14 protein-coding genes are annotated in these 16,746 nt (G+C 60.2%); 4 read left to right on the top strand and 10 right to left on the bottom strand.

Going from position 1 to position 16,746, the window contains the following annotated elements; genetic code table 11:
• Position 1 precedes the first annotated feature (1 nt).
• Both ACXHXG_RS25075 and ACXHXG_RS25070 read right to left on the bottom strand, forming a co-directional pair.
• Positions 2 to 643: a response regulator transcription factor gene (locus ACXHXG_RS25075; RefSeq protein WP_104826261.1), complete on the bottom strand. Its 642-nt coding sequence runs from the start codon at positions 641 to 643 to the stop codon at positions 2 to 4.
• A complete protein-coding gene (locus tag ACXHXG_RS25070) occupies positions 640 to 4,332 on the bottom strand; it encodes an MASE1 domain-containing protein (RefSeq protein ID WP_457901080.1) in 3,693 nt (1,230 codons plus the stop codon). Before ACXHXG_RS25070 ends, ACXHXG_RS25075 begins: the two co-directional genes overlap by 4 nt.
• A 362-nt stretch (positions 4,333 to 4,694) precedes the next feature.
• Here ACXHXG_RS25070 and ACXHXG_RS25065 point away from each other — a divergent pair, with 362 nt between their 5' ends.
• Together ACXHXG_RS25065 and ACXHXG_RS25060 are read left to right on the top strand one after the other, a co-directional pair.
• On the top strand, positions 4,695 to 5,672 hold the full coding sequence (locus tag ACXHXG_RS25065; RefSeq protein WP_260304802.1) for a sensor histidine kinase: 978 nt from the start codon (positions 4,695 to 4,697) through the stop codon (positions 5,670 to 5,672).
• Positions 5,673 to 5,679: 7 nt separating this feature from the next.
• Positions 5,680 to 6,090: a response regulator gene (locus tag ACXHXG_RS25060; protein ID WP_457901079.1), complete on the top strand. Its 411-nt coding sequence runs from the start codon at positions 5,680 to 5,682 to the stop codon at positions 6,088 to 6,090.
• Between the two features lie 50 nt (positions 6,091 to 6,140).
• Here the strand turns inward: ACXHXG_RS25060 and soxR are convergent, their stop codons facing one another.
• Positions 6,141 to 6,575 carry a redox-sensitive transcriptional activator SoxR gene (gene soxR, locus ACXHXG_RS25055; RefSeq protein ID WP_104826265.1) on the bottom strand — a complete coding sequence of 145 codons (435 nt, stop codon included), beginning with the start codon at positions 6,573 to 6,575 and terminating at the stop codon, positions 6,141 to 6,143.
• 86 nt (positions 6,576 to 6,661) lie between these two features.
• Between soxR and ACXHXG_RS25050 the strand changes: the two genes are divergently transcribed.
• Positions 6,662 to 7,384 carry an SDR family NAD(P)-dependent oxidoreductase gene (locus ACXHXG_RS25050; RefSeq protein WP_457901078.1) on the top strand — a complete coding sequence of 241 codons (723 nt, stop codon included), beginning with the start codon at positions 6,662 to 6,664 and terminating at the stop codon, positions 7,382 to 7,384.
• On the top strand, positions 7,381 to 8,433 hold the full coding sequence (locus tag ACXHXG_RS25045) for an S-adenosylmethionine:tRNA ribosyltransferase-isomerase (RefSeq protein WP_457901077.1): 1,053 nt from the start codon (positions 7,381 to 7,383) through the stop codon (positions 8,431 to 8,433). Before ACXHXG_RS25050 ends, ACXHXG_RS25045 begins: the two co-directional genes overlap by 4 nt.
• A 68-nt stretch (positions 8,434 to 8,501) precedes the next feature.
• Here ACXHXG_RS25045 and ACXHXG_RS25040 read toward each other — a convergent pair whose 3' ends face one another.
• The 7 genes from ACXHXG_RS25040 to ACXHXG_RS25010 form a co-directional block, all read right to left on the bottom strand.
• The gene (locus ACXHXG_RS25040; RefSeq protein ID WP_457901076.1) at positions 8,502 to 9,953 is read right to left on the bottom strand and encodes a CYTH and CHAD domain-containing protein; all 1,452 of its coding nucleotides are present in this window, start codon (positions 9,951 to 9,953) and stop codon (positions 8,502 to 8,504) included.
• Between the two features lie 214 nt (positions 9,954 to 10,167).
• A complete protein-coding gene (locus tag ACXHXG_RS25035) occupies positions 10,168 to 11,514 on the bottom strand; it encodes an NAD(P)/FAD-dependent oxidoreductase (protein ID WP_283054335.1) in 1,347 nt (448 codons plus the stop codon).
• A gap of 2 nt (positions 11,515 to 11,516) precedes the next feature.
• Positions 11,517 to 12,404, bottom strand: a complete 888-nt coding sequence (locus tag ACXHXG_RS25030) for a dihydrodipicolinate synthase family protein (RefSeq protein WP_283053427.1) — start codon at positions 12,402 to 12,404, stop codon at positions 11,517 to 11,519.
• Positions 12,405 to 12,555: 151 nt separating this feature from the next.
• Positions 12,556 to 13,251, bottom strand: coding sequence for a GntR family transcriptional regulator (locus tag ACXHXG_RS25025; protein WP_457901172.1), 696 nt, complete (start codon positions 13,249 to 13,251; stop codon positions 12,556 to 12,558).
• A gap of 352 nt (positions 13,252 to 13,603) precedes the next feature.
• Positions 13,604 to 14,689, bottom strand: coding sequence for an FAD-binding oxidoreductase (locus ACXHXG_RS25020; protein WP_457901075.1), 1,086 nt, complete (start codon positions 14,687 to 14,689; stop codon positions 13,604 to 13,606).
• A complete protein-coding gene (locus ACXHXG_RS25015) occupies positions 14,679 to 15,932 on the bottom strand; it encodes an aromatic ring-hydroxylating oxygenase subunit alpha (protein ID WP_457901074.1) in 1,254 nt (417 codons plus the stop codon). Before ACXHXG_RS25015 ends, ACXHXG_RS25020 begins: the two co-directional genes overlap by 11 nt.
• 229 nt (positions 15,933 to 16,161) lie before the next feature.
• Positions 16,162 to 16,746 (bottom strand): TadE/TadG family type IV pilus assembly protein, encoded by a 585-nt coding sequence (locus ACXHXG_RS25010; RefSeq protein WP_457901073.1) that lies wholly within the window; start codon positions 16,744 to 16,746, stop codon positions 16,162 to 16,164.

Genomic DNA, 16,746 nt, shown 5'->3' with positions numbered 1-16,746 from the left:
TTCAATTTCCTCCCACGCGGCGCGAGTGGGTAATCGGGATTTCCAATCTCTCCGCAATACGCACGAGATCGGCGAGCGATGCCGCCGCCATTTTCTGCATGACGTTCCGTCTATGGATTTGCAGCGTGACTTCGCTGATCCCCAGTTCAGCCGCCGCCTGTTTGTTGAGAAGGCCGCTCACGACGAGCGGCAACACTTCGCGCTCTCGTGGTGTCAGGTCGAGGTAGCGTTGTCTCAGCATGCCGAGTTCGGCACGTTCCGATCTTTTTTCCCGATCTTGGGCGATCGCGGCGTGGATCGCTGCCATCAGATCGGCGTCGCTGAAAGGCTTGGTCAGGAAATCCACGGCGCCGTGCTTGATCGCACGTACCGACGATGGAATGTCGCCGTGCCCCGTAATGAAGACGATCGGCGGATGATCTCCCTCCGCGATCTGCCCCTGCAGATCGAGGCCGTTGATATCAGGCAGCTCGATATCGAGGATGAGGCAGGCCGGGAAATCGGGTTTGTCCGCGCTCACATAATCGCCGGCCGATCCGAACGCGATGGCGCGCATGCCGTGCGAGTCCAGCAGATCGCCGAGCGCCTCCCGAATGCGTTCATCATCGTCCACGATGAAGACAATATGATCGTCCGTCGTCATTGCGCTGCCTTCATTTCAACCGGCAGGGTGAAGATGAATGTCGCCCCACTCGGTTCATTCTTTTCGGTCCACAATCGTCCGCCGTGTAACTCGACGATCGAGCGGCAGATCGCCAGCCCCATGCCCATGCCGTTTGCTTTTGTCGTGAAGAACGGTTCGAATATTCTCTCGGGAAATTCGATGCCCTGGCCGTGATCGCTGATTTCGGTCCGGACGACATCGCCCATGTGGCGCACGCGCATCCCGACCACTCGCTCGCCTGCAATGGAGTCCATCGCGTCCATGCCGTTGCGAATGAGATTGATCAGAACCTGCTGGATCTGAACGCGATCGATTGCGATGAGCGGAAGGCTGCCGTCAATCTTCACGTCCATCCGAACGCGATGCCGCAACGCTTCGTCGGCCATGAGGTTGCGCGCTTCGTTGATGACGCTCGCGAATGCCGTATAAATCCTCGTATCTATGGATTGCTTGAACAAGGCGCGTATACGGCTGACGACGTCAGCAGCCGAGTTGGCGTCGCGGATGATGCGCTCTACCGTTTTTTCCGCCCGCTCGATATTGGGGGGTTCGGCCATGAGCCAGCGCTGGCAGGCGTGCGAGTTTGCCACGACGGCCGCCAAGGGCTGGTTTACCTCGTGCGCAATGGAAGCCGAAAGCTCGGCAAGGCTTGCTGCCTGGCTCGCTCGCGCGAGGCCCTCTCGTGCCCGCTGCAGCTCTTCCTGTGCGCGAACCTCGCCGTCGATATCGATGCAGATGACATTCCACTGCACGATGGCGCCTTCGGGATTGCGCATCGGTGCGGCGCGTGTCTCGATCCAGCGATATTCGCCATCGAACCGCCGCAGGCGATGCCTGCGCGCATACGGCTCGCCGGTGGATAAGGAATGGGCATAATTCTCCTTGACGCCCTGGAGGTCATCGGGATGAACGCCGGCATCGAGTGTGCCGGCCAGCCGGGATTTTCCAGTTCCGTCCAGGTCTTCAAGCTTATAACCAAGGAAATCACGGAGCTGGGGATTGCGATAGACCGGCTCCCCATCGGGTGCCGCACAATCGATCATCGCGGGCAGCGTTTCGACGAGCTGCCAGAGCGAGCGCTCCCGCGTGCGCAATTCCTCCTCGATGCGCAGTTGATCATCAATATCATGCGAGAGACCGTACCATTGGATGATTTTACCGCTTTCGTCTCGCAGCGGCTCCGCGCGGCCGGACATCCAGCGATAGATGCCGTCGGCACGACGCAGGCGATAGTTCAGGGAAAAGGTCTCGCCGGTGGCGATCGATCGATCGAGGGTTGCCGTCAATCGTCCTACATCGTCGGGATGGACGAGAGACGCTATCGCGGCGGCGAGGCCACTCATTGTCAGCCCCTCATAAGCCTCGCTGTCCAAACCGAAAAACTCGATGGTGCGTTTGCTGAAGTAAACCGGCTCGCCGGTTGGACTTAACCGCCAGAGCAGGCTCGGAACCATGTCGGCGAGCTGCGAGAACTCCCGCTCCCGGTTGCGCAACGCCTCCTCGGCCTTCTTGCGCTCAGTGATATCGATAAAGCCAACCAGGCTCTTGTCGGCCACGGCGCCGGGGCGGGCGGTTGTGAAAAGAACGTCGATGACGCTGCCGTCCATTCGGGCCACCTTGGTCTCTTCCTGAAAGATCTCCTCACCGCGATAACGCGCCTCGATGGAGCGGCGTATGGTGGCAATGCCCGGCTGCCAGTACCGGGTAATCGGCCCCCGCATCTCCCCGGTATCCTTTGCGCCGAACATCTCGATGATATGCCGGTTGACTTCTTCAACCTCCAGCGCTTCCAAGGCGCGCGGCAGGAATTCGGGGTGCTCGTCTATATAGGTTCTGAGTTCCGTCACGCCCTCTGCCCGCAACTCCTTGAACAGGGGTATCAACTTGCCGGCATCCACCTGGGCCAGCCCGATCGGCATATAGTGGAACAGGTCCCGGTAGCGGCGCTCGCTTTGGCGCAATGCCTCCTGCGCGGTCACGAGGTCATCGATATCGAGGCAGACGCCATACCATTCCACGATCCGCCCCTCCGGATCGCGTAGCGGCTCTGCGCGCCCCTCGGTCCAGCGATAGGCTCCGTCGGAGCGATGCTGACGATACTTCATTGCAAAAGGGGTACCCATCTCGAACGAGTGTGCGAGTGCCTGCTTCACTGCCTGTCTGTCTTCCGGGTAGACATCGGCCAGCGACAGCGATCCGTCCGGCGCGACCAAGTCTTCCAGAGTGACCCCAACCGTATCCATGAGCCGCTTGTTGATGTAGGACGGCACTCCTTCAGGCGTCGCGCTCCAGATCAGAGCGGGTACGGCGTCGATGAGCTGCCGCAACTGCCGTTCACTTTCGCGCAATGCGTTCTGCGCACGCACTTCATCGTCGATGTCGATGGAGATTGCGAACCACTGCACAATCGCTCCGCTTTGATCCCGCAGCGGCTCCCAGCGGCCATCCACCCATCGGTAAGCGCCGTCCGCGCGGCGCATGCGATATTTCATCGAATAGGGCTCACCGGTGGCGAGGGAGTGGCGGACAGTCTCCAATAGGCGGGCCGAATCTTCGGAATGGACGAGAGTCGTGATGGCTGCCGCCAGCCGGCTCATGTTAGGCTTGTCCAATTGCGCTATGTCGTCCAAACCGAAGAAATCGAGCAGGCGCTTGTTGAAGAAGGTCGGCTCGCCTTCTGGTGTCAGACGTCTGATCTGGACGGGCACCATGTTCACGAGCTGCGAAAGCTCGTTTTCGCGCTCACGCAATGCCTCAACGCTTTGGCGTAATGTGGCCACCGCAAGCTGGTGCTGTCGCGATATGGCGGCCACGATGAGCGCTGAACATGCCGAGATGGCCAGAAAAAGCTGCAGCATGATCTGGTTGTGCTTCTGAGACCCGGGATCACCGACAAATTGGCCGGCGCCGGATATCGTGAATAGCGCCGTGATCAGGGCAAGAAGTGTCAGGGTCACGGCGGCGCCTTTGAATTCGAAACGCACCGCGGCCCAAAGAAGAGGGGGCATGACAATGTAGCTGAAGGGCAAGGCGCCGCTCAAGGAAAGGGCGGCGACACCGAGAAAGATCAGCCCCAGGAGGCAGGCTTCCAGCCATCGCGCGGGCGAGAGCTGGGCCTCACCGCGCCAGTTCTGGAACACGACCAACGCCAGCGGCGCTACGATCAAGACCCCGGTGGCATCCCCGATCCACCATAAGGGCCACGCCGTCGTGAAGGATTGCGATTGCATGTCGAACCAGGCAAGCGTCGCACTTCCGATCGTGGCACTTACGATCGGCGCGATGACAGCGGCAAAGACGACGAATGAGAGAACTTCCTGCAAGGTTTCCAGCCGAACCGGACGGCCACAGGTCCGATTCACAAGCCATGCGCCGACCACCGCCTCAAGAGCGTTGCCGGCATAGATCAGGAAGGCCGCGGGCAGCGGACTTTGGAACCAAAGGTTGCTGAACAATTCAGCCAGACACCCCGCCACTATCCACCACGGCCAACTTTGCCTGGGGGCGAGGACAAGCGTGGCGATGAAAAGCCCGCTCGGAGGCCAAATGGAAATACCGGTTCCAGGGACGATTGCGAGCGATTGAGCGAATCCGCAGCCCAAGACATAAGCCGCGATAAAAAGCCCTAAGTGCAGGAATTGAGGGCGGTACGACCAGACGCGCATCATGGGCTGCTCCTGCGGGGCAAAGAAAGCCTGGGATCGTCAGTGCTTCGAGCGGCTTCTTCTCGATATCGGGACTGGCGAGCCCATGCAGCACCCTAGTCTCGTGACAACAGCGCTGCAACTTATGGAAATCCATGTATTGATGGACACGTAGCGGCTTTGCTGCTCGCCGACACGCCGCATCTGGCGGAATGTGTGTCGAGAGCGGCTTGTCAAATAATATGAAGCCGCCATCTTTATTTTAGTGCCCATCGCCAGTCTCGCTCGCCTTTCAGGCTGGTGAAATCTGGTTAAGCAATCCGACGTTCATCTGAGGACGAGAACGTCAACATGCGAATACTTCTAACCAGGGAAAGATTTCCTCGATGATGTTGGAAGACCTGTATCGCTTACTGAGAAGCAGCCACGTCCAAGCCCAAGGTGTCGTCGATACGATGACCCAGCCGGTGGTCGTCCTGGATCAGGGGTTTTGCGTGGTGACTGCCAACAACGCTTTCATCCGCACCTTTAAAGTCGAGCGGGATGACATCTTGGGGCGCAGTTTCTTTGATCTAGGCAATGGCCAGTGGGACATCGAAGAGCTTCGGCAACTCATAGCTTCGGTAATTCCCAAGGCATCTGCCGTGATCGGATTTGAGGTGACGCACGACTTTCCTGCGATCGGTCGGCGGACTTTTCTCGTCGATGCCCGGCGCCTCGTTCATCCCGACGACAACAGCACCAACGTCCTCGTTCTTTTCGACGATGTTACCGAGCGCCAGCGCCACGAGGCCGAGCAAAACTTCATCATCTCCGAAACCCGGCATCGGATGAAGAACCTGTTTGCGGTCGTGCGCGCGATCGCGATGCAAACGGGGACCGAAGGCCGGACCGCAGAGGAGTATCGCGACGCCTTCCTTGGACGGTTGGAGGTCACTCTACGTGCCCAGGAGCTCGTTTCAAACAAGGGAACGGCTGATCTTGCCGTTTTGCTGAAAACTACAATCAGCGAAATTGGCGTGGATCGGCTTCATTTTGAGGGGCCGACAGTGCAACTATCGAGTTCAAAGGTCCTTCCGATCAGCATGATGATCCATGAGCTGGCCACCAACGCGGTAAAATACGGCGCCTTGTCCGTTCCTGAAGGCGAAATCCATGTGAAGTGGTCGCTGGAAGCCGGGCCAAAAGAACGAAAATACCTGAAATGCGAGTGGCGGGAAGAGAAAGGCCCGGGCTTGGCACCGCCGACACGCAAAGGCTATGGAACGGAATTGATCGAGGGTACTGCTGCCCATTTGGGCGGCGAGGTGGAGCTTGCCTATGGCGGCCGTGGTTTGACTGCAACGATCAAACTCCCTGTGTGAGGATGTGATGAGCGGACATGCGAGAGAGAGAGAGAGAGAGAGAGAGAGAGAGAGAGAGGATGTACGCGGGAACCTCGTCCTCATAGTCGAAGACGAGTTCTTCATAGCGATGGAACTGAGGGAAGCGTTGATCGAGGGAGGTTTTCGCGTGCTCGGACCGGTCGGCTCGGTCGAGGATGCCCTCGATCTCCTGCAAGACGAACGTCCGGATGCAGCAGTCCTGGATGTCAATCTTGACGATGAAAAGGTGACACCAGTCGCAATTCTATTGAAGTCGCTGGGCGTGCCCTTCGTCCTCGCGAGCGCATGCGAAAAGTCCGAACTGGCCCAGAATGCAATCCTTGCCAATGCTGTCAACGTGGGAAAGCCGACCGATATGAAAGGCCTGCTCGGTGTGATCCAGGCTCTCACGATGTAGGCCTGCAGCCGAATGCCGTCACGCATCGCTCCGGGGATGCGGCCGCCTATTCACCCCAGCCAATATCTCGGCCCTGGCCCCTTGCGTCCCGCCACATCGGCAGGGTTGGCGAGGCTGCATCGGTCGATCGACAGGCAGCCGCAGCCGATGCATTCGGTAAGCCCCGACCGCAGCCGCTGCAGCTCGGCAATGCGCTCATCGATGCGCTTTGCCCATTCGCCCGATAACTCCGACCAATCCCGACGCGATGGCATACGGTCGGCCGGCAGCTTGTCGAGTTCCGCGCCGATCTCCTCAAGCGTCAGCCCGATCCGCTGCGCAAAGATGATGAAGGCGATCCGGCGCAATATGGATCGGTGATAGCGCCGGTGCCCCGAGCCGGCGCGCTCTGAGGCAATCAGCCCGCGCTCCTCGTAGAAACGCAAGGCAGATGAGGCAACGCCGCTGCGCCGCGATACGTCCGTGATGGTGAGCATCGGATCCATGCATAGACAAGAGCACGATTCCCGCTTGACTTCAAGTTAACTTGAACTTGTAGCAGTTGTTGGTACCCATTGAAGGAGCACCAGCAATGCAGATGAATATCGATCTTCAGGGACTTCGCGTGGCGATCACGGGCGGCACGTCGGGGTTGGGACTGGCCCTCGTGCGCCAGCTTGCGGCGAAGGGGGCGCGTGTCGCCTTCGTCGCTCGCACGGCAGCGAATGTCGAACGCATCGCAGTCGAGACGGGCGCGCACGGCATCGTGGCCGATATCGGCAAGAAGGACGACATCTATCCGGCCGCGATGCAAGTTACAGCCAGCCTGGGCGGGGTCGATGTCCTGATCAACAATGCGTCGAGCCTCGGCCCTGTCCCACTGGCGCTTCTGGCCGATACCGAGTGCGAGGAGCTGGAGGCGGCGCTTGCGGTCAATCTCCTTGGTGCGTTCCGGCTGACGAAGGCGCTGTTCGGCGCGCTTGCCGCGTCCGCACGCGAGGGCCGCGGCTCACTGGTGATCAACATTTCCAGCGATGCGGCGGTCAACGCCTATCCCGGCTGGGGAGCGTATGGGGCGAGCAAGGCCGCTCTTGCCCATCTGACGGCGATTTGGGACGAGGAAGCGAAGCCCGACGGGATAAGGTTCCTCGCGCTCGACCCTGGCGATATGGACACCCCGCTTCACGCACTGGCACTTCCCGACGCCGATCCGTCGACCTTGAAGGCTCCCGAGCTCGCCGCTGCCGAGATCATCGAGAAGATGCTCACCGCGTTGCCGGTCCGTGCCGCGCTTATAGCCGGAGGACAGGCATGATCGCCGATGACCAATCCGACCGCCACTCCGCCAAGCTGCTTGTCATCGAGGCGGATGGCACGATGCGCGACATGCCGCGCAGCAAGCTCGCGGCGCTGTTCAATCCCGGCGATCTTGTTGTCGCCAATGATGCCGCGACCTTGCCTGCCAGCTTGCACGGAATCCATGCGCCAAGCGGGAAGGCGATCGAGATCCGCCTGGCCGGCTGGCTATCACCTCCCGATCCTACCCGCTTCGTGGCAATCGCCTTCGGCTCGGGCGATCATCGGGCACGCACGGAAGATCGGCCGGCGCCGCCTCCGCTGTCATCGGGCGATCAGCTTCGGCTCGGCCCGCTCGAGGTCGTCATAGAGCGCCTTCTCGACCATCCTCGCCTTCTTGAACTGCGTTTCCTCGGCAACCAAGCGGCGGTGTTTGCCGGCCTGGCACAGCATGGCCGGCCGATCCAATATGCGCATGTTCCCGAACCGTTGGCGCTGTGGGATGTTTGGACGAAGATTGCAGCCCGGCCGTTCGCGTTCGAGGCGCCGTCGGCAGGCTTTGCGCTCGACTGGCGCACGCTTCAGGCCTGGCGCCGGCGCAACATCGGGTTCGCGTCGCTGACGCATGCTGCGGGCATTTCCTCGACCGGCAATCCCGCACTCGACTCACGTCTTCCCTTCGACGAGCCTTACAGCATCCCCGAGCGCACCGCAGAGCAGATCGCGCGGGCGAAGCTCCAAGGCAGGCGCACCATCGCGATCGGCACGAGCGTCGTGCGCGCCCTCGAGGCGGCCGCCCGTCCCGATGGCACCGTTCGCGCCGGAAATGGCGTTGCTACAGGGCGCATCGCCCAGGGCACACCGCTCCGCGTGGTCGATACGATTTTGACGGGCGTCCACCAGCCCGGCGAAAGCCATTTCGAGCTTCTGCGCGCCTTTGCGGATGATGCCCTGCTCGCAAAGGCCTCCGCAGCGCTTACCGCAGGGCGATATCGCACGCATGAATTCGGTGATTCTGTGCTGTATAATTTATCAACCGCCGCTGCGGCCGGCTCGGACCGAACCTGACCGAAGCGCTCACGACGAAGCCCGGGGAGATCGCCATGATCCTCGGGCATTCCTGCTGTAAACGATGTTCAGCGCCAGAACTTCTTCGCGTCCAGCACCTCGTCAAGCGAAACCTGCGCATCGTCTATCAGAGCATCCTTGTCCGCATGGGAAATAACGCTGTCGGCAGCCGGATGGTTGGTCAGACCATGCTTGCTCAGTGCGTTGGGCCCGGTTGCAAGATCGTTCAGCAATCCAAGATGGTCCTGAAGCCCCCCCATTGCGCCGATAAAACGCCGATGAAGGCGCACGCCGCGCTTGTCGTCGAACAGTGACCCGAAGAACTCGGCCGCATAGCGCAGCTTCTTCGCGTCCTTGCGAGCCTCATGGCGTTGGCGATCGTCGACCTTGGCAAGCGCCTGCCCATGCTTCTTCAGCTTTTTGCGCATTCGGTTGAGTGCCATTTCGGCAAACTCCAACGCCGACAGGCCCCGCACGTCCTCAGTCTCGGGAAGCGAAAGATATTCGCCGCACCGAAGCCATTCGTTAAAATCCAGCATGAGCGCGCGGGCACGACTGGAGTTCAATCCCTCAACCACGTCGTCGTATGCAGCCTCCCGGGCATCCGTCAGCCGGCCCCGCAGGTCTGGGTCCGTCGCCTTTGTCAGCAGCACATCCAGATTGCGCGCCTCTCCGAGGACTCCGGCCAGCCAGCGCAGCTCGTCCTTCAGTCGTTGCGGCTCATCGCCCGGAAGCATTCGCTTGAACAGCGAGAAGTCGGAGCGCAGGCGACGCAGCCCTACGCGGGCCTGGTGCAGCGTTTCAGCATTTCGCTGCCGCAGCAGAACGTCCTCGTTCAAACGAAACTGCCGGAAGCACGAGGCGGCAATTGTTTGAAAGGCATCGGATGCGTGCATATTCTGATCGAGGCGAATGTCCTCCGCCTTGAAAACGGACTTCTGCTGCTCGATCAGCGCGAAGCCCCTTTCCGCCTTGGAGCGAACGCCAAAACGAATGGGCGCGACCGCTTCGATCTTGCGTGCGAATACGAATAGGTCCTTCTGATTGCCATCCTTCAGCTCAAGCTCGGCTTCCCGCACGGCGGTGTTCCGGTCACCAGAGACGACCGATCCCTGGTCGATGACCACCTCAATCAGGGAACCGTTTTCCTTCACGGTCCAAACGCGCCTCTCGATTTCCACGTTGAAGGCAGGCGACACAGCAAGTTCCTCACCGAACTCGGTTTTGAGCGGATTGGAATCGTCGACGACCGGCTTGTCCCCTTCGATGGGCGTCTCCCATTCCGAACGGGCAAAAAGAGATTGGCTCTGGCCCACCGCTTTCACGGTCTGGACATGAACATCGCCGGTCTGACGGACACGGAGGGTGAACCCGTTCTGAAAAAGCTTGTGATCGTCGGTATCAAAATAGGTTGAAGTTTGTTTCAGGACCTTTTCAGGGTTGGTAAGGGGGGTGAACCGCGACAGCCGTTTTGCGGCCTCCGTGGAAAGCTCAAGCTTCAGTTCGACTTCGGGTGACATCGAAGACCTCCGGCGCGTACGCGTATTAGACTACCCCATAAGACATTATAACGCCTCAAGGGTCTGATGGTTCGGTCCAATCACCCCCTATGAAACAATAATGATGTCAGCCTGCGACATGGGTTTGCGGATGCCTGCGCGAGAGGTCGCTTCGGCGGTATGGGCTCGCCTCGCCACTATCATCTTCGCCGGCGGCGCAGATAAAATTCGCGTCTCATTCGGCCCCGGCACTCCATTCCCGGTAGGCCAGATGGAGCTTCGCTCCGATCGTGGTCAGCGGCTGCGGCGGCAGCGCAACCGGTGCTGCCAGGCGATTATAGACACGGCCGAGTTCGGACTCGTGCCCGAGCACGCGCTCGGCCGCGGCGATGCCGGCAGCGGTCGAATTCGACGCGCCTAGTCCGTTGCAGCCGCAGGCTGCGAAGACACCTCGTTCGATTTCTCCGAAGGCCGGGACATGGTTGCGCGTCAGCGCCATCGCGCCTCCCCAGCGGTACTGCATGCCGACGCCGGCAAGCGTGGGGAAACGATGTGAGAACTTGCCGTCATGCAGGCGGCCGGCGCTGCGGATCGCGGCATCGCTGATCTCGATGCTCGGATTATAGCTATAGCGCGAACGTATCAGAATGCGGTCGCCGCCGCGGGTATTGATGCGCCGCACCGTCGTTCCCATAGGCAGCGCAGGCGTCGCCGCCCACTTTCTTTCTCCGCCCAGCCTAGCCGGATCGAATTCCTCCGTCAGCGATGCATAGGTGAAGACATGAAGGAGGCGCCCGCGGAAAAAGCCGAAGCTCTCCGCATGGCCGTTATTGGCCATGATGATCTTGCCCGCCTGCACCGAGCCCTTCGGCGTTTTCACTAGCCAGCCGCCGCCGAAGCGCTCGAAGGAAAGAGCAGGTGTCTGCTCGAAAAGCCTCACCGGCTCTTTAAGACAGTCGGCCACTCCGCGGATATAAGCGGCCGGCTGGATGATGATCGTGCCGGGCGAGAACAGGCCGGAGGTGAAGGCCTTCGATCCCGTCACCGCTTCGATCTCGCTGGCTTTGAGGAGCCGATGGGCTTCGCCCATTTTCGAAAGCTGCAGCGAATAGGCTTCGAGATGCTTGTCGCCTTCGGCGCTCATCGCGACGCTGTAGCGGCCGCAGGGATCGAACAGCTCCTGTCCCCAGCCGTTCTCTGCAGCGAGTTTGGTCGCGAGCGCGATTGCCGAACGCTGCAGGAGCACGGAGTCGCGGAACTTGCCCTCCGACTCGCCGCTGAAATCGTTCGAGGAGACCTCGTGCGGAAGATCGATGATGAAGCCGGAATTGGCGCCGGCCGGACCTTCGCCGACGATACCCGCTTCGAGAACAGCCACCCGGACGGTCGGGTCGAGCTGCGAGAGACGATGCGCCGCGGAGAGACCGGCAAAACCGCCGCCGATGATCGCGACGTCGACGTTGATCGCTTCGCCCAAGGCCGGGCGCGGCGTGCGCGGCGGAAGTGTCGCCACCCATCCCGACACGCCCGCGCGCTTGGGAAGCTTCGATGCGACGAAGACGTTCTTTGCGGCCTGGGTCACGGTCAAATCGCTTCCCGCTCTATGAGAGCTTCGAGGGAGCGGCGGAGAGCGGGAAGCTTTTCCGGAGCGAGCGCACGCAGCGGCTTACGCGGCACTCCCGCCCCGTAACCGGTCAGTTCGGCGGCCGCATAGACGGACTGCACGTAGTCTCCCTCCCAGATCAGCCCCATGGACGGCTCCAGGATCTTCCAGAGCTCACGGACCTCGTCCCATCTGCGCTTCGATGCTGCCTCGACGAGCGCGACCGAGGTTCGTGGAGCGAAGTTCGCACCACCCCAGATCAAACCGTCACATCCCGCATAAAGCGCATAGGGAACGAGAGGGTCGGCGCCGTTCATCACGAACCGGCCGGAACGGATGAGCGCCGCCTGCTTTCCAAGATCGCCGCTGCTGTCCTTGACGGCACAGAATCCGGGAATTTCGTTCAGCTTCTCCAGAAGTTCGGGCGTGATCGCAACACCGACCGCCTGCGGTACGTTGTAACCGATGACCGGCAGACCCGCCTTCGCAACCTCGCTGTAGAAATCGAGGATTCCCTGATCGTCCGTCGGTCCTTCGAAGAAAGGTGGAAGAACCATGACGCCTTCGGCACCGGCATCACGGGCGCGCACCGTGCGCTCGACTACGTCCTCCGCCAGGAGGGCCGATGTCTGAGCGATCACCTTCGCCCGACCGTTGACGATACGCGCACCGCGCCTGACGAGCTCCTCCGATTCTTCCTTGGAAAGATAGACATGCATGCCGGTGCCGGAGCTGAACAGGAAGCTCCTGACGCCGGCTGCGAGATAGCGCTCGACATTGTGTTCGAGACGCCCGTAGTCGATGCGGCCGGCATCGTCGAAGGGAGTGGCGATGGCAAGGTTTAGGCCTGGAAATTGAAAGTTAGACATTCTTGTCATGTCCCCCGAGGTTAGGTGAAAGGTCGAGGCATTTGGCAGGCAACAAAGGGCTCGTCTTTACCCGGCTATGTTCCTGCTTGCTTGGAAGTTCGCTCATCGGCCTCTCCAGCGATGGTTTTGGTTTGTTCTTCGAGATGCCGTCCTAGAGGGTCGGCGTTTCCATACCCTCGGGGGCCGCATACATGGCCATGTTTCGACGAGAGAGTTCGATGTGCAGGCGCGCCAGCTCGGCCGAGGCATCGGCGTCGTGTCGTTCGATGGCCTCGATCATTTCGTCATGCTGCCGGGATGCAAGCTCCAGTTCTTCCTGCATGCGCGGCGTGTTCGGATGCTTGTAGAAGATCTTCCCGATACGGGCGTGGTCGATCTGCAGGCGCCGGAGACTGGGAACGAGATAGACGTTGTGCGCCATCTCGCCTATCTGTCGGTGGAACTGGTCGTTATAGAAGACGCGACCCTCGGCGTCGCAATTGTCGACCGCCTTCTGAAAGGTCCGCTGAATCTGCTTGAGCGCGTCGAGTTCTGCCCGAGTACGGTTCTCGGCCGCCAGTCTATTCGCGGTGATGTAGATCATCGGCGCCATCAGAAAGTAGTCACGCAACGACTGGTAGCTCATCGAACTGACCCGCGCGGCTCGGTTCGCTTCCAGCTCGATGTAACCTTCGCCAGCCATCTGGCGCATCAGCTCCCGCACCGGCGGGCGGGATAGGCCGAACTCCTCGCTCAGCGCCACTTCGTCCAGAACTGAGCCAGGCGGCAATTCCATGGTGAGGATCCGTCTGCGCAGGGCAAGACTAAGGCTGGCCTTCCGGTCGGGGCCCGCGATGTCGGTCGTCATATCATCGTCGCTCATGTCGTTAGCCTTTTAGAAGACATTAAGTAGACATAAGATAGACGTCAAGGCTTTCGTGGAGATTGCAATGCCTTTCGTGCCCGTTTGAGCGGCCTGACGCGAGAGATTCGAGAATTGGGGAGCGTAGACTTGGAGCGTTGCCCACATCAGGACGGCAAGCGGCCGCGGCCGCCAAAACACCCTCGGGAACGAGAAGGCGCTTTGGCAGCCGACGTCCATCGCTGCCCCATCATTGATGCCTTGATGTGCGTCGGAAGGCGCGCCCCCAGCGCTTCAGACGGATCCTCTGGCAACCGAAACAGAGGTAGCGATGCCGGCGTCACCTAAAGCGACTGATTTATCGCTCTATGACGAGATCGCTCAGAGGCTTGGAGCAGCAGGGAAGAAACAGTCCCGCGTCGATCTCGCGCTGGCGGATACCACCATTGTGTTTCATATCCACGGAGCCCGACACCAGCTTCGACTTGCAGGTGCCGCAGACACCGTTGGCGCAGGAGGAGGGGATCCTTACGCCGGCTTTCTTCGCGCAGCTCAATATCGTCTGCTCGTCGGCCACCTCGATCTTGCGTGCCTGCTTCGAGAACTCGACCTGATATACCTTTCCAACCGGCGCTTCCGGCGCGGCGATCTCGTTTTCGTCTATCACCGCGGCGTCAAAGCTCTCCTCGATATAGCTCGACGAAGGTACTCCGAGATCCCCGGCGATCGTGCGGGCCGCGGCCATAAAGGGCGCGGGGCCGCAGCACATTACGGTCCGTCCGGCGATGTCCGGAACGGCAAGCTTCATGAATTCGGCGGAGATCCGGCCCGTCAGGCCGGACCAGGACGGCTCGCCGGTCACGACCTCTGGAAGGAAATGCAGCCTGACGGTCTTCATCCTTACGGCAAGGTTCGAAAGCTCTCCGCGAAAGATGAGATCCCGCGGGGTGCGTGCCGCGTGCATGAAGACGATATCGGTGGGGCGGCATGTGTCGCCGCAATCCCGAAGGATGGACATGACCGGGGTGATGCCCGATCCACCTGAAAGCAGCAGGAACTTCCTGGCTGTGCTGGGGCGAACGAAGTGCCCCAGCGGCCCCTGCGCCTTGACGGTGGTTCCGACGGCCATGTTGTCGTGAAGCCAGTTCGAAACCTTGCCGTTCGCAACCCGCTTCACCGTCACGGTGAACGCGTTCGTCCGCTGCGGCGAGGACGAGATGCTGTAACAGCGGCTTTCGGTCTCCGCACCCATGGCAAAGTCGAAAAGAAAGTACTGACCCGCCTGGAAGGCGAAATGCTTTCCCTCGGAAGACGCGAACGTGAAACTCTTCACATCATGCGTCTCCTGATGAACGTCCAGGCACACGAGTGTGTCATCGCGCTCGCTATCCCAGAACTCCGCTCTCTGCGGAGCCAACGAAGTCTGCATCGCGTTAGTATCCATTTGCGCGCATCCGATCGATGTACCAGGTTGCGAATTTGTCGAGGGTGGTCTCCGAGAAGCGCGAGTAGGGGCCGGGAAGATAGGCCGGATCAAGAGCGCCCGCATGCGCCCTGCCTACGAGTTCGGAGTCCTGATCGGTCGTTGCGACCCAGACGTCGGTCAGCTTCTGCAGATCGTAGTCCACACCCTCGACGGCATCCTTGTGAACCAGCCATTTGGTGCGAACCAGCGTCTTTCCGGCGGAAAGCGGAATGACGATAGACACAACGGCGTGGTCGCCCATGAAGTGGTTCCAGCTATTGTGACCCCAGAGATGGGTGTCGCCGAGATCCTTTCGCGTCATGCTGCCGAGCAGCTTCGAGCACGCAGCCGTCGCGTCAGGCGTCTGGGATTCGCCGGCGCCGGCGATGATGAGGCGCTGGGTTCTGAAGTTGGTGGCGCAGTCCACGAGCTGTTCAACGGCGGCGGACGGAAAACCGTCTGCTTCCCAGCTTTTGGTGCGTTCGGCATAGAGCGCTTCGTGCTGCCTGGCCTCCTCCAGATCTTCCGGGCTCAGCGCCTCCGGATCGAAGCCGAAGTCGAGATCGACGAACGACACGCACAGTTCCGGATGGTTGGCGGAGCAGTGATAGCACTCGCGATTGTTTTCCATCGTGAGCTTCCAGTTGCCGCTCTCAATGACGTCGGTCTGGTAGGCGACCTTCGCATTGCGGATATCGTATGGAGCCAAGCGCTCGGTCATAACCTGCTCGAGCCGGTCGATGTCTTCGGGAGGATTGTCGGAAAGGCAGGCGTAGATCAGTCCGCCGATCGACTTGAAGTTCACCGGTCGGAGGCTCTTGCAGCTCTTGTCGAAGTCGATGCCCATATGGGGCGCGTGCGCTAGCGTGCCGTCGAGCTCATAGGTCCATTGATGGTAGGGACAGACCAGCTTCGAAATGACCGTCGATCCTGCGTCCAGGATACGGGCGCCGCGATGGCGGCAGACGTTGTGGACGACGCGGATCTGGTTGTCGTCGTCACGCAGAATGATCAGGCTGCTGTTGCCGATGTCGACGACCGTAGCGTCGCCCGGTTCCGGAACGTCGCAGTCGAGGCCGATGCAGATCCAATGCTTCCTGAAAAAGACATCGAGGTCAGCCTCGAAAACGTCGTCTCTAATGTAGAGTCCGGCAGGAAGCGAATGACCGTCGGCGCGGCTGTCGAGCAGCGAGGAAATCGACGAAGCGAATGTCTGTAGCATGAACTGACCTCATGAATTGGATGTCCAATTCTTCGCCCAACTGGCCGACCCTTCAACGGCATAAATTTGCTGCTTTCGCATAACTTATAGTAATGCCAAAAGGAGCGGCGGAATGTCGCCGTGAGAGCTCACGATGCAGGGCTCTTGCAATTCATTGAGTGTGAATTGAAGCGGAGGCTGACGAGATGATCGCAGTGGCTCTCGAAATGCTGAGAGCCAGCCTTCCGACCTACTTGTAAGTGATTTTGTCGCTGGCCCTTGGGCGATTGAAGAAATAGCGGTCGAAGCTATAGCCATCCGTGCCGGTAAAGGTTGCAAAAAAGGCCGAGACGGGGGTTGTAAATGTATATTTCACCCGCGTCAGCACGACCTGCACGCCGTCTTCCTGTATCTGCGACGGTATGTCGACTGAGCTTGCCACGCCGGAGCTAAGGGCGGATGTATTGAACGCGGCAGACCAATTGACCGTCGCACTGCCAGTGCTGCTGATATCGTTCACTGAGACCGTGATCGTCAGCCCTGTGGTGTCATAAGGCTGCAGGATGAAGCTCGCGCCGGTAAGAAGCTTTGCGACGTCGGACTGGGTCCAGGTGCCCTGCTGCGAAATCATATCGCCCGTGGTGGAGGCGATCTCGTCTATTTTCCGGCTGACCGTGAGCGCATGGCCAAGATCGACGGCGCCAAACAGGAGGGCTGTCAGGAGTGGCAACAGGAGAGCGAATTCCACGCCCGAAGCACCCGACCGATCGCGCGCCAGATAACGAATAGAGAATTTGGTCAGCCGGCAAAAGGACAGGTTCCGTTTCGGGATCAT

It is taken from the genome of Rhizobium sp. LEGMi-198b, from assembly GCF_054114205.1.
The sequence above is the reverse complement of the archived record's forward strand: the minus strand, read 5'-3'. Positions and strand labels throughout refer to the sequence as shown.